We start from the raw sequence: 14511 nt of genomic DNA on the forward strand, positions 1-14511 counted from the left end.
TATTAAATCAATTCTTCTACATGTTTTTTGATGTTTTCTGAGATTTTTTTGGTTGGAAGATCATTTTCATCATCTCCAAACGGATCTTCAATTTCTTCGGCAATAAGTTCCAAACTAGCCAATACATAAAATATAAAAACTACAACTGGCGCAACCAGATAGCCTAAGCTTACGGAATAACCAAAAGGAAGTGTCATAGTATAAAAGAAAATGAATTTTTTAATAAAAGCGCTGTAAGAGTAGGGAATAGGAGTGTTTTTGATACGTTCACAAGCCCCGCAGATATCTGTAAAAGCAACCAATTCATCATTTAAGGTAATCAGTTGTTCACCGGAAATTTTTCCAGCATCATACAAATCATTGACTTTATGATACATGATTCTTTTTAACTGATTCGGTTTGTGTTTATGCTGATCAATTTCTAATTCTACATCTTCGAAAAGCTGTTTGCTGGTGTCTTCATCTTTTAAATGTTTATGTAAAATGTCAGCATACATCGGAATGTATTTTCTGAAAAACTTTTGGTCATTTTCGTCTTTTAAAATAGCCGAAAGTTTTATGGCAAAATTACGGCTGTTATTTACAAGTCCGCCCCAAAGTTTACGGCCTTCCCACCAGCGATCATAAGCTGTATTGGTTCTAAAAACAAGCAAAAGCGATATTACAAAACCAAGCATTCCGTGCATGATTGGAATGTTATGGATATAATCGTTTTTTGTGAATTTAAAATAATGAAGTTCAAGATAACATACAATTGCAGAATAAATTCCAATAGCAATCATAATTGGAAACAGTTTTCGAACAGTATCTGATTTATGAAAATGAAAAATAAAAGTAAACCAGTCTTTGGTATTGTATGTGATCATTTAAGTTTGTTTTGAAACAAATTTAGTTTAAAAAATAGCTCATTTGTATAAAAAGGAAAAAATATTTTGACTCAAAATAGGATAGTTTTTGATGAAATTTAGAGCCATGTAATTTACGTATATGTATAAAAAAATCTGCTAATCTGCGAGAGTAAATTTAGCTCGCACATTTAGCAGATTAGCAGATAATTATAAAAAGTTAAAATTTAAATTCAGGAAGAAATTAAAAATTGATAGTTCCTGCTAGTTCTTTTAATGCAATTTCAGATAATTTAGCCTCATATTGAGCATTGCTATAACGTACTTTTGCATTAACATAATTAAGCTGAGCCGTTCTAAAATCTAAAGTCGTAATAGTTCCAATTTTAAATTTGTCTAAAGTAATTTCCAGATTTTGTCTTGCAATTGCTTCATTATCTTCTTCCAGATCAATTAATTCCAGATTGGTTAAATAAGTTTGAAAAGCAGTGCTTAATTGTGTATTCAAAATCATGTTTTGTTGTTCTATTGCAATCTGCGAATTTTCGATCTGCATTTTGGCTACTTTTTCATTTCGGTGCTGATTGAAACCATCAAAAATATTCATAGAAGCATTAAATCCATAATTTAAACCTTTAGAAGAGTTTTCACTGGTAAAACCTAAACTGGACTGGCTTTCAGAAATATTGTAACCTGTTGTTAATCTTAGAGTAGGGTATCGGTCTGCTTTTACTTGTTTTAATTGTAATTCGGCAATACGTTTATTGATTATTTGCGATTCCAATGCTGGATTTTGTTTTTGAGCTAAATCTAATAAATCGGCTAATACTAATTTATTGTCCACATTCACTTCATCGGTAACTTTAAAATCAATTTTTGGGTCACGTGCCAGATATTGATTTAATAAGATTTTTGCATTTGCATAGGATTCTTTTTGTCTCAACAAGGCAACTTGATCCGAGTTTAAATCAACTTGCGCATTTAAAACCTCTAATTTTGAAGCTTTTCCAATACTGAATCTGTTTTTAGCCAAAGTTAATCTTTGATTTGAAATCACGATTGTAGTATCCAAAGCGGCAAGTTGATGCTGTTGCTGCACCAAATCATAATAAGCCGAATTTACCTGGCCAATTTTAAGTAAAATAGTTCTTTTAAGTTCGGCATCTCCTAATTTTTGAAGTTCTTTTAACTGGTCTAATTTGGCAAACATTTTCATTCCGTCAAAAACAGTCCATCCTAAACTTACGCCATAAGATAAGCTATTGTTTTTGGCATTGTTTAATGAAGTCGATGTTCCATCCTGACGTACTTGTGTTGAATTAGTAACACTATTATTGTCAGTGATATTTGCGGTTGCTGTTGGGAGCATTCCAGCATTACCAACAGTAACATTTGTTTCGCTTATTCTGGAATTGTTTTTTGCAATTTTAATTTCAAAATTATTCTCCAAAGCTATTGTCATAGCCTGTTCAATAGTCAGAACTTCCTGCGCATTGGTTTGAATAATGCAGGCCAAGAGAATTATTAAAGTACAGTATATATTTTTGATATTCATTTTAATTTTCTTTTACCAGGCATCACGAATTTTGATAAACAAAACTCGTGATTTTTTGGTTTCTATTTTATACTTTCTCTTTCGTATTCCTCAATATGATCAAATTCAGGATAGTGTTTTCTAGCTCTTGACCACATTAAATAGATTGCAGGAATTACAAAAAGTGTTAAAGCTAACGAAAAGATTGTTCCTCCAACAATTACAACTCCCATACCAATTCTACTGGTTGACGCAGCACCAAGAGACATTGCAATAGGAAGCGCTCCTAATGCAATTGCTAAACTGGTCATTAAAATTGGACGTAAACGTGCTTCTGAAGCTTCTAAAATAGCTTCTAATTTTGGTTTCCCTTGTTCACGTAACTGGTTGGCAAATTCGACAATCAAAATACCATTTTTAGTTACCAGACCAATCAACATTACAGTACCAATCTGGCTGAAGATGTTCCAAGTTTGGTTGAACAACCACAATGAGAATAATGCTCCTGCAACTGCCATTGGAACAGTAAGAATAATAATAAACGGATCAATGAAACTTTCAAATTGTGCAGCAAGAATCAAGAAGATTAATAATAATGCTAATCCGAAGGCGAAAGAAGTGTTTGAGCTACTTTCTACGAAATCTCGAGATTCCCCAGCTAAATCGGTTGTGAAACTTTCGTCTAAAACTTTAGCTTTAATACGATCCATTTCTTTGATACCGTCTCCCATGCTTTTTCCTGGAGCCAAACCAGCAGCAACGGTTGCCGACATATAACGATTGTTATGGTATAATTGAGGCGGATTACTCTGCTCGTATACTTTTACAACATTATCCATTTGAATCAATTCTCCGTTTTTGTTTTTTACAAACATAGAAGTTAAATCCAAAGGTTTAGATCTGTCTTTTTGGTCAAATTGCCCAATTACCTGATATTGTTTTCCGTTTTTGATAAAGTAACCAAAACGCTGTCCGCTTAAAGAAAGCTGTAAAGTTTGTGCAATATCTAAAATAGAAATTCCCAAACTTTCTGCTTTTGCTCTATCAATTGTTACATTGACCTCTGGCTTATTGAATTTTAAATTGACATCGGTAGTAGAAAAAACGTCACTTTTATTTACTTCATTCATAAAAAGCGGAATTTTTTCTCTTAATTTATCAAAGTTTGGAGCCTGAATAATGTACTGAATCGGCAAACCTCCACGTCTGTTTACTGCAATTGTAGGTTGCTGAATTACAGATATTTTAGCATCAGGATATTTTTTTGTCCATTTATTTAATTTATCGGCAATGTCTTTTTGAGATCTTTCTCTTTCTTCAGGTTCTGTGAGTGAAAGCCTTACGAAACCTGAGTTAGTTGCGGAACCTCCGGAACCTCCGGCGGTAATAACTAAGCTTACTTTTTTTTCTGGAATAGAATCATCAACCAATTGTGATATTTCCTGCATGAAGCGGTAGGTGTAATCGTAGGAAGACCCTTCTGGTGTAGTCATACGCATTGTTACAGAGCTTCTGTCGTCATAAGGAGCAGTTTCTTTCGGAAGGATCGTGAAAAATAAATAAATGATTCCAAAACAAGTAATTAGAATAGGGAAGCTTATCCATTTCTTTGCCATAAATTTTGACAAAGCTTCAGCATAACTGCTATTCATTTTTTCAAAGAAAGGTTCCGTTTTAATGTAGAATTTCGATTTCTTTTGTTCTCCGCCTTTCATCAAGTAGGCATTCAGCATAGGTGTTAATGTCAATGAAACAAAGGCAGAAATTAATACCGCTGCTCCAATGACTACTCCAAATTCCCTAAATAACCTTCCGACAAATCCTTCTAAGAAAATCACAGGTAAAAATACCGCTGCAAGAGTAACTGAAATCGAAATTACGGCATAAAAAATTTCGTTAGAACCTTTAATTGCCGCTTCAATAGGCGACATTCCTTCTTCTACTTTTTTGAAAATATTTTCAGTCACTACGATTCCGTCATCTACGACCAGACCTGTTGCGAGAACAATAGCTAAAAGTGTCAATACATTAATTGAAAATCCGAAAAGCCACATAATGAAAAATGTTGCAATTAATGAAACAGGAATATCAATTAAAGGTCTGAAAGCAATTGCCCAGTCTCTAAAAAACAAATAAATAATAATAATTACCAATATGATTGAAATTCCTAAAGTTTCGGCAACTTCTAAAACAGATTTTTTAACAAATCGTGTATTATCAAGGGCAATGTTAAGTTTGATATCTTTTGGTAAATCTTTTTTTAAAGCGTCGAATTTTTTGTAAAATTCTGTTGAAATATCTAAGTAATTAGCTCCGGGCATTGGCACAATTGCCATACCAATCATTGGAAGTCCAGAAGACATTAAGGAAGTCTCTATGTTTTCTGGCCCTAATTCGGCACCTCCAATATCGCTTAAGCGAACAATTTTATCACCATCTGTGCGAATGATAATATTGTTGAATTCTTCTGGCTTAGAGAGATTACCAACTGTTTTTACGGTTAATTCGGTATTGTTTCCGGTTAATTTTCCTGAAGGCAATTCAACATTCTGGGCATTCAATGCCGTGCGAACTTCTGCAACCGTACAGCCGTAAGCTGCTAATTTTGCAGGATCAATCCATAAGCGCATTGCGTAACGTTTTTGTCCCCAAATTTGCACGGCACTAACTCCAGGAATGGTTTCTAATCGCTGTGAAATAACGTTTTCTGCATAATCACTTAATTCTAGTGAACTTCTAGTGTCACTTTGAACAGTCATTGAAATAATAGATTCACTGTCCGCATCTGCTTTAGATACGACAGGTGGAGCATCTATGTCCTGAGGAAGATTTCTAATTGCCTGCGAAACCTTATCACGAACATCGTTGGCAGCTTCTTCTAAATCTTTATCTAAATTAAATTCGATTGTAATTGTACTACTTCCTTGGTTACTGGAAGAAGTAATATTTCGGATTCCATCAATAGCATTTACTGCTTTTTCAAGAGGTTCAGTAATTTGTGATTCGATAATGTCTGAGTTAGCACCTGTATAATTGGTGCGAATCGATACTTGTGCCGGATCGATAGAAGGGAATTCTCGAACGCCCAAAAAAGTATAACCAATAAAACCGAATAGAATAATTAATAAATTCAGTACAATGGTTAAAACGGGTCTTTTAATACTTGTAGTTGATAAACTCATGTTTGATTTTATATTTTAGAGTTCAGATTTTAGATTTAATGAGATTTAAAACTCTTAACACATAACCTGTAACTCCTAACTTATAATTATTGTACTTTAACTTTAATAGGCGCTTCATTTTTTAATGACATTACACCGCTTGTAATTAAAGTGTCTCCAGCTTTCAATCCTGACAAAATTAAGATAGAAGAATCTGTTCTTGTTGTAGCATCAACCATTACTTCTTTGGCTTGACCATTATTCGCTATAAATACTTTTTTACCGTCTTGAATTGGGATGATAGCCTGAGAAGGCACTACGATTGCATCTTTAATAATATTTAAAGGTAATTTAATATCGGCAAAAGTTCCAGGGAAAAGTTTTCCATCAGTATTATCTGCAATAGCACGAATTTGAAGAGTACGCGTTGCAACCGCAACTTCAGGTTCGATAGCGTAAATCTTGGCATTATAAGTTTTAGTAGAGCCAGAAACTGTAAAATCGATTACTGATCCGGATTGTACTTGTGATGCATATTTTTCAGGAATAGAAAAAGTAATTTTGAGTTTGCTTGTATTTACCAATTTTGCCACTAAAACGGTAGGCGTAATATAAGTTCCAGGAGAAATATTGCGCAATCCAATTTTTCCTGAAAACGGAGCTCTTACAGATGTTTTAAAAATTTGAGCTTTAATTAACTGGGTTTGTGCCTGTGCCGAAGCATGATCCGCTCTTGCAATATCAGCTTCTTCTTGGCTGATGGCTTCTTTTTGAAGTAAAAGTTTAGCTCTTCTTTCATTTTCGGCCGCCAAACCTTCTTTGGTAGCAGCTTGTCTTAACTGTGCTTTTAATTCAATATCGTTTACTTTAAAAAGGACTTGTCCTTTGGTTACAAAAGAGCCTTCATTAAAAAATATTCCTTCTACAATTCCTGAAACCTCACTATGAATTTCAACTTGTTCGTTAGCTTCTATCGAACCCGAAAGTGATAAATTATTGTCAAAAGTGGCTGTTCTTATTACAATTCCGTTAACAGTTGTTGGAGAATTTTTATCATTAAATTTTTTAGAGTCATCATTTTTGCTCTTGTTTGATATAATTCTGTAGGTAATAAAACCTCCAATTGTGACGATTAAAAGGGTGTAAATGAGGTGTTTTACTTTCATAAAATTGAGGTGGATATAGTATTTAAGGTTTCTGTTTTTAGTAAGCTTACAAATTTAACTTTTTGGTATGAAATCAGAAGCTGTTGGCTTTTATTTAACATTTGTAGGTACAAAGGTTTGCGTTTAGACTAAAAAGAGATTAAAAGGTTTAAGAAAAGATTAATTTTTTTTAATTAAGCCTAACAATCATTTTTTTAATGTTTACAAGAGTTTAGGAAGAATTTTACAAATTAGAAACTATAGTAAAATAATTTCAAAATTAAAATTTATGCATTTTGTCTGATTTTTTTTGCACTTTATCGATTTTATTTGTAACATTGGTATGTTAAACAAAATGATTTTTTTTAGCGATAATACTGATATTTTATACAGTTGATATTGTTAAATTTAAGATTTAGAGGTTGTTTTTTTAGGTTTTTTACAGAATATAGTTAATAAGATTATTAACAAGTGTTTACTTTTTTGTCGTTTAAACTAATTTAAAAGATGATTTATGAAGAAAAAATTACTTCTAACATTATGGTTTTCGTTATTACTTCTTGCTATTGGTTATCTGTTTTGGCAGAATGAATTTAAATACAGTCTTCCAACGCCAGTACCTCAAAATTATAAAGCGATAGCAATGGGTTCTAAAATCGATTTGGGAGCTTGTTGTCCGTATGATCAAAGACCTATTTTTATTCATTTCTTTAATCCAGATTGCCCTTGTTCACGATTTAACGTGCCTCATGTAAAGGATTTGATTAAGACTTACGGAAATCAGATTGATTTTAAAATTGTAGTATTAAATAAGGAGCAACGTTTTACTATTGCTGAAATTCAGGATAAGTTTGATGCTAAAATCCCAGTTTATTTTGAAGAATCAATTGCTGAAAAATGTGGCGTTTTTTCTACGCCTCAGGCGGTTTTATTAGATCCATCACATAATTTATATTATCGTGGTAATTACAATAAAACGAGATATTGTACCGACGCCAAAACTAATTATGCTCAAATGGCAATTGATGCTTATTTAAGTGAAAAACACAAACCCTCTTTTGATGCTTTTGCTATGAAAGCATACGGATGTTCGTTACCAAAATGTACCAAATAAATCTATTTCCAAAAATCCAAAAACTAAAACCTATGAAAACAAAAGCTAGCTTAAACGAACAAGATTATCTGCACAGTTTTATGTCAACAATGACTCAAAAGTCAGATAGTATTATTAATTATGTGCTTGCCGTGTACTTTTTGCTCGGTATAGGGTTGTCTTTTAAATATGACACTTTCGAAATTGGCGTTGGAGTCGGGACGCTTAATCTTTTGGCTTATTATTCGGCAAAGTTTTTTATAAAGAATTCTAAGTTTTACCAATATGTACTCGCTGTTGTTTTATCCATTTTTATGGCGCAGTATATTTATCAAATGCATGGTATGTTCGAAATGCATTTTACTGTGTTTATTGCCAGTACTATATTAATTGTATACCAGAACTGGAAATTACAGATTCCGTTAACACTTTTAGTTATATTGCATCACGCCGGTTTGGCATATCTCCAAAATTTCGTTTACAATGATGCAAATGGACTTCAGGTATATTTTTCTCAAGTAAACTTCGACTTAGAAACACTTATTATTCATACCGTTCTGGCGGCAGTTGTATTTTTCATGAATGGCTACTGGGCTTATTATTTTAAAGAGCACAGCGAAAATCATATTTCAAAAATCTCTGATGAATACGAATTGGAGAATATGAAACTGGCATCTGCAAAATACAGTTCTATGTCAGCAACAAAAGACTACAATGATTTTATTCACAGAACAACTTTAGACTTGAAACTGCCAGTAAATTCAGTTCTAAAACTTATAGATGTTTCAAAAGGTCATACAGATAATGACAAGCTGTTGTCTTATTTGGAAATGATGAGAGAAAGCGCCAAAAAAATTGATGATTTAGTTAATGATATTCATGTCAAATCAACAAACAGCAGAAACTAGTCGTTCTAATTAAATTTTATCCCCAAATATTAATTTTTTTATACCCCTGTTGTATGTTTAAGTATGATTTGCCTACTGCAGTCCCTACACTGCATAATTTAAAAAAAACTATTGATCATTTTTTAAGTGACACGATAACATTAAATTCAATCGATAAAATAGGAGCCGATTCAGAATTCGCTTTGGAAGTTGCCACTATTCTCAAAGGGCATAGAGATAATCTTAAGGTTCATGATCTTGATTATCAATATAAAAAACTAATTCAGATTACGAATGATATCCATAATCTTAATTTGGCTGTTAATAATGAAATTCCCGAATGGCTTGAATATGAATTGGGAATTGTGTTTCATAAAATCAGAAATATTCTGCTTGTTTTAGAAATTGAATTAAATTAAAAATTATTTAAGAATTCTTTTATGCGCTTAATCGAATTGTAAATTAATTTAAATGTAAAAGCTATGGATACCAGAATTAATCGTCCAACGCCTTCAGATAGAGAAGTAGATTGGAATAAGAATAAAGTGCTGCTAAGTAAGACCGACAAAAAAGGAACCATTTTATATGCCAATGAAGACTTTATAGATGTTTCTGGTTATGACGAATTCGAACTTGTTGGCCAGCCTCACAATATTGTTAGACATCCAGACATGCCCAAAGTAATTTTCAAATTCTTATGGGACAGTATTAAATCAAGTGAAAACATTCATGTGATTATAAAAAACATGGCCAAAACAGGCCGTTATTACTGGGTTGTAACCGATTTTAAAATTATCGCCGATACCGATGGAGAAATTGTAGGCTTCTTTGGAACCCGAAAATCGGTTCCTAATGATATTATTGTCAAGTTTATTGAGCCTTTATACAAAAAACTTTTACAGATTGAAGAAACCAGTGGCATTCATGCTTCTGAAGAATATCTTGTTGGTTTTTTAGAGGAACGTAAAAAGACTTATATGGAATATATAGATCATTTAATTGCGACTGGAAAAGACGATAAAAACAAAGTAAGCAAAGGTCTTTTTAGCGGTTTATTTGATAAGAATTCTTCAAAGAAATAAGATTCCTAAGAATATGCTTCATTGCGTCAATTTGAATATTCAACCCAAATTTGCCCCCAACAAATCTAAATCACCTGAATATTTAAAAAACTTATTTTAAGTGAGATGCAGTGAAGTGTGTTTTTTTTGAGGTACAAAGTTACAAAGTAACAAAGTGACAAAGTTACAAAGCTTTATAAAGTTACTTAAACCAATTACTTTGTAACTTTGTCACTCTGAATCTTTGTCCCTTTACGAAATATAATTCCAAATATTTTTCTTCTTGGTCAATTCAATGAAAATGGCTCTTAGAATGGCATTTTCAGGTTTTTGAAGGGCCGAATCTTCTTTTAAGATTTTCATTGCGTAATTTCTTGCTAGAGACAGAATTTCCCTGTCTTTTACAATATCTGCGATTTGAAGATTTAGGACACCACTTTGCTGTGTTCCCATTAAATCACCAGGACCACGAAGTTTAAGGTCAACTTCGGCTATTTCAAAACCATCATTGGTCTGAACCATGGTTTCCATTCTGGTTTTACTGTCAGAACTTAGTTTATGTCCTGTCATTAAAATGCAATAGCTCTGTTCTGCACCACGTCCAACACGTCCACGTAATTGGTGTAATTGCGAAAGCCCAAAACGTTCGGCACTTTCTATAATCATTACACTGGCATTTGGAACATTAACACCAACTTCAATTACGGTTGTAGCGACCATGATATTGGTTTTGCCTTCAGAAAAGCGTTTCATCTCGGCATCTTTATCTGCGGGCTTCATTTTTCCGTGCAGAATCGAAATGGAATATTGAGGTAACGGAAAATCACGTGAAATACTTTCGTAACCGTCCATTAAATCTTTATAATCCATTTTTTCAGATTCCTGAATTAAGGGGTAAACAATATAAATTTGTCTTCCTTTTGCAATTTCGTCACGAAGAAATTTCCAGACTTTTAATCGATTAGAATCAAAACGATGTACCGTTTGAATTGGTTTTCTTCCCGGAGGCAATTCATCAATTACAGAAATATCTAAATCGCCGTATAAACTCATTGCTAATGTTCTTGGAATTGGCGTAGCGGTCATAACCAAAACGTGTGGTGGAATATCATTTTTCTTCCACAATTTAGAGCGCTGTTCTACACCAAAACGATGCTGTTCGTCAATTACAGACAAACCTAAGTTTTGAAATTTTACTTTATCTTCTAATAAAGCGTGTGTTCCAATCAAAATTTTTAAAGTTCCGTTTTCTAATTCTTCATGAATAATTTTTCTTTCAGAAGTTTTAGTAGAACCCGTTAAAATTCTAATATTGATACCAAGCATTTCAGCAAAATGAGATAATCCAATAAAATGTTGATTGGCCAAAATCTCTGTAGGTGCCATTAAACAAGCCTGAAAGCCATTATCGATAGCCAGAAGCATGCTCATAAAAGCTACAATCGTTTTTCCAGAACCTACGTCACCTTGAAGCAGGCGATTCATTTGGGCATTGCTTCCCATGTCGGTTCTAATTTCTTTGATTACCCTTTTTTGTGCGTTCGTCAAATCAAAAGGAAGGTGATTTTTATAAAACAAATTAAAAAGTTCACCCACTTTTGTAAATGGATGCCCTTTGATTTTATGTTTTCGAATTAGATTTTTGGTAATCAACTGCAGTTGAATAAAGAACAATTCTTCAAATTTTAGTCGGAATTGCGCTTTCGCTAAAATATCGGCACTTTTTGGAAAATGAATATTAAATAACGCAGCTCTTTTCGGAATCAGTTTTAATTCTTCGATTAAAAATGGTGGAAAAGTCTCTGTAAAAAGCGCCTGAGTTTCCAGAAAAAGCTGTTCCATCATTTTATTGATAGTACGATTCGAAATGCCTTTGTTGGTTAAAGCTTCTGTCGAAGGATAAACTGGCTGCATCGCAGAACGCAAACTTCTTTCGTGTTCACTTAGTAACTCGATTTCTGGATGTGCCATACTAAACTGGCTTCCATACAAAGAACATTTTCCAAAAATTACCAGTGGTTCATTTAGCTTTAAACTTTCGCGAATCCACTTATGGCCTTGAAACCAATTGAGATCAATTTGCCCCGTTTCATCAACAAAACTAGCTACTAAACGTTTCTTATTTTTAGCAAATTCTACGGTTTTGATATTAATTATTTTACCAATAATTTGTACTTCAGAACCTGTATTCTGCAATTCATTAATCTTATAATAACGTGTTCTGTCAATATATCGATTGGGATAAAAATTGACTAAATCTCCATATTTATGAATCCCCAATTCCTTACGAAGCAACTGACCACGAGTTGGACCAACACCTTTTAAGTATTCGATTGGAGTATCTAGGAGATTATTAGACATTAAATTATTTTAGATTTCTGATTTTAGAATAATGATTATAGAACATAGAACATAGAACATAGAACATAGGTTTTAAACCCTATACTCTTTTATCTATTTTCTATACTTTTTCCTCTATTTTCTATAAAAAAGCGAAGATAGATTTTAATTGGGAATTTTGAAAGTCAAATATGGTTCTTAAGATTTTGAATGTTAAGCTTTCGTTACCATGCAAAAATTAGATCAACCATCTCAAGAATGATTAATCTTAATAATAGTTAACCTTTAAAACCTAAAAAAATGAAAAGAATTACATTTTTAGTTATACTATCTATTTCGCTGATTTCTTGTTCAAATGATGATTCTGGCAGTAAAGCAGAATTAGACGTAAATGATTATTATGGAAAATGGATAAGTACTCAATATGATTCGACCTGGAATGATCAATATTTTTTTAGTAAAGACGGAACATTTACCAGAACTAAAACAATAAACAGCTTAACTACAAATTTATCAGGTACTTTCGAAATTTTTGAAAAAAAGGAATCTGTAATACATTAACAGATTCCTTTTTTATTTTAGAAGTACCTGTTTTGATGAATAAAGATTATTCTTAGATTTGTTAAAGTATTTTAAAAGTCTAAGCCTCAAATATGAGTAAAGAAGAAAAAGTTCCTTTTGAAACTATGCTATTTTCAGGTGTTACATTCAAAGTAATCAACCGACATGAAGCACATAAAATTATTGGTGATCTTACCGATTTTAAAGATCAGAAAATCTACAATGTTTTCGAAGATACCTGGCGTTTTCCGGATTATGAAGAAAATCCAATATTTCTTTTGGCAGAAGAAGATGTCGAAATGGATTTGTTTGAAATGGATTTCAGTACAGAAGAACATCCCGATATCTTTATTCTAGGTTTTATTTTTAAAGGAAACCTTAATGTTACCAAACTAATTAGTTCTTACGATACAGATAATTCGCCTGCATTAATTGTTCTAGGAGAAACGACCACAGTTAATATTACTTTGTTTGGAAGCGTACATTATTTGGGCGGAGGTTTAAAATGTGATGTACTTGCAGGAGAATATAATCATGGAGAACTTTTTGTAAAAGGAGATGTTACGGCCTGGTTAATCTACAGCGATGATATGTGGATGCATTTTGAACGTTTTACAGATGTTCAGGCAATCGTAAATGTAAATAGACCAGATGTATTAATCTGCGGCAGGGTTACAGATACAGATGGAGCTGTAATTATAGTCGAAAACTACTTTCCATCGACTCATCAATTATCCGATATTGTAAATGATGACTTTATTGAATATACAAGTTACGGTACAGAAATATTAGGTAATAATTATTTAGATGTTTTTAAAGAAGGTCTTTCAATTATAGATTACGATAAAACAGATCGATATTTGTTTACGGATTTCCGGAATCAGTTTATAGAAATGGTTCAGATTTTATCCGAAAAAAACGAAGGGAGAATCCGTAAAACGATTTCTGAGACAGAATATCAATATGTTCCTTTTGTTTATGAAGGAATGAATTACAGTCAGATTTCAGAAGAAATAGGCAATGGCTTCAATATTCAAATGAGAGCTTTATGGTGTCATGATAATGAAGAAATCATGCTGATTTTGGAATATCAAGATGAAGAAGGAAATCCAAAACACCAATGGATTAACAACGAAACGGCACCCGGAATAGAAATGTATTGTGTAAAAGTGGCCGCTATAAAAGCTTTTGAAGTTCTTACAGCAGAAACCGATTCTAATGAAGATGAAGATGAAGATGAAGACAATGAGACTGAATATGCGGAATATGACAGCAGTTTTTCATTAGAAGATTTTGCAGTTCAATTTGGCAATTACACTATTCCAGAAGATTTGGTGAAATTATATGAATTCCAAGAAGAATACGGCTCAGAAACTTATTCAGAATGTTTTGGATTATTAGTAACAAATGATAAAACAGGAATCAAAACTTGGTCTGAAGAAGAAGAATTTTACAATAGTTTTATCGAATTTGCAGGAGCAAACGGTTCCGGAAGTTCATATGCCTATTGGCTTATTGATGATGATTTGAACAATTGTCCTATAGTTGTTTTTGGTGATGAAGGAGGCATTCATGTTGTTGCAGAAAATACTCGTAAATTAATTCATCTACTGACTTTGGATACTGAAATTTCAGTAGATTTTGATTATTGTTATTTTTATAAAGATGAAGAATACTACAGCGAAAATGAAAATAAAGAGGAATTTCACAATTGGGTAAAAAGAGAATTTAATCTTGATGCAATAGAATCAAACGAAGAAACAGAAATCATTATAAATGAAGCAAAAGAAAAGTATAAAACAAAGTTAAATGATTTTCTAACCAAGTTTGGTATTGAAATTGGAGAAGAAGAGGAATAATCCAGAAAAGGAATTTTTATCTTTG

General features: G+C 32.6%; 11 protein-coding genes. 6 read left to right on the forward strand and 5 right to left on the reverse strand.

Going from position 1 to position 14511, the window contains the following annotated elements:
- Positions 1 to 2: 2 nt before the first annotated feature.
- The 4 genes from BM289_RS21725 to BM289_RS21740 all read right to left on the reverse strand — a co-directional run bounded on the left by BM289_RS21725 (position 3) and on the right by BM289_RS21740 (position 6706).
- Positions 3 to 866, reverse strand: coding sequence for a bestrophin family protein (locus BM289_RS21725; protein ID WP_091497586.1), 864 nt, complete (start codon positions 864 to 866; stop codon positions 3 to 5).
- 223 nt (positions 867 to 1089) lie between these two features.
- Positions 1090 to 2400 (reverse strand): TolC family protein, encoded by a 1311-nt coding sequence (locus BM289_RS21730; protein WP_091497589.1) that lies wholly within the window; start codon positions 2398 to 2400, stop codon positions 1090 to 1092.
- Positions 2401 to 2462: 62 nt separating this feature from the next.
- The gene (locus tag BM289_RS21735) at positions 2463 to 5561 is read right to left on the reverse strand and encodes an efflux RND transporter permease subunit (RefSeq protein ID WP_091497592.1); all 3099 of its coding nucleotides are present in this window, start codon (positions 5559 to 5561) and stop codon (positions 2463 to 2465) included.
- Between the two features lie 86 nt (positions 5562 to 5647).
- The gene (locus tag BM289_RS21740; RefSeq protein WP_091497595.1) at positions 5648 to 6706 is read right to left on the reverse strand and encodes an efflux RND transporter periplasmic adaptor subunit; all 1059 of its coding nucleotides are present in this window, start codon (positions 6704 to 6706) and stop codon (positions 5648 to 5650) included.
- 493 nt (positions 6707 to 7199) lie between these two features.
- Here BM289_RS21740 and BM289_RS21745 point away from each other — a divergent pair, with 493 nt between their 5' ends.
- The 4 genes from BM289_RS21745 to BM289_RS21760 all read left to right on the forward strand — a co-directional run bounded on the left by BM289_RS21745 (position 7200) and on the right by BM289_RS21760 (position 9747).
- Positions 7200 to 7799, forward strand: a complete 600-nt coding sequence (locus BM289_RS21745) for a TlpA family protein disulfide reductase (RefSeq protein WP_091497598.1) — start codon at positions 7200 to 7202, stop codon at positions 7797 to 7799.
- A gap of 32 nt (positions 7800 to 7831) precedes the next feature.
- A complete protein-coding gene (locus BM289_RS21750) occupies positions 7832 to 8686 on the forward strand; it encodes a histidine kinase (RefSeq protein WP_091497911.1) in 855 nt (284 codons plus the stop codon).
- 53 nt (positions 8687 to 8739) lie between these two features.
- Positions 8740 to 9084 carry a hypothetical protein gene (locus BM289_RS21755; RefSeq protein ID WP_091497601.1) on the forward strand — a complete coding sequence of 115 codons (345 nt, stop codon included), beginning with the start codon at positions 8740 to 8742 and terminating at the stop codon, positions 9082 to 9084.
- A gap of 63 nt (positions 9085 to 9147) precedes the next feature.
- Entirely contained in the window at positions 9148 to 9747 is a 600-nt protein-coding gene (locus tag BM289_RS21760; RefSeq protein WP_091497603.1) for a PAS domain-containing protein, read from the forward strand.
- A 231-nt stretch (positions 9748 to 9978) separates the two neighbouring features.
- On the opposite strand, the gene recG is transcribed toward BM289_RS21760, so the two are convergent.
- Positions 9979 to 12087 (reverse strand): ATP-dependent DNA helicase RecG, encoded by a 2109-nt coding sequence (recG, locus tag BM289_RS21765; protein ID WP_091497606.1) that lies wholly within the window; start codon positions 12085 to 12087, stop codon positions 9979 to 9981.
- A gap of 279 nt (positions 12088 to 12366) precedes the next feature.
- On the opposite strand from recG, the gene BM289_RS21770 reads away from it, so the two are divergent.
- Positions 12367 to 12627 carry a hypothetical protein gene (locus BM289_RS21770; RefSeq protein WP_091497609.1) on the forward strand — a complete coding sequence of 87 codons (261 nt, stop codon included), beginning with the start codon at positions 12367 to 12369 and terminating at the stop codon, positions 12625 to 12627.
- Between the two features lie 92 nt (positions 12628 to 12719).
- Positions 12720 to 14486, forward strand: coding sequence for a hypothetical protein (locus BM289_RS21775; RefSeq protein ID WP_091497612.1), 1767 nt, complete (start codon positions 12720 to 12722; stop codon positions 14484 to 14486).
- The last annotated feature ends 25 nt before the right edge of the window (positions 14487 to 14511 follow it).

It is taken from the genome of Flavobacterium phragmitis (assembly GCF_900112575.1).
GTDB classification, from domain to species: Bacteria; Bacteroidota; Bacteroidia; order Flavobacteriales; family Flavobacteriaceae; genus Flavobacterium; species Flavobacterium phragmitis.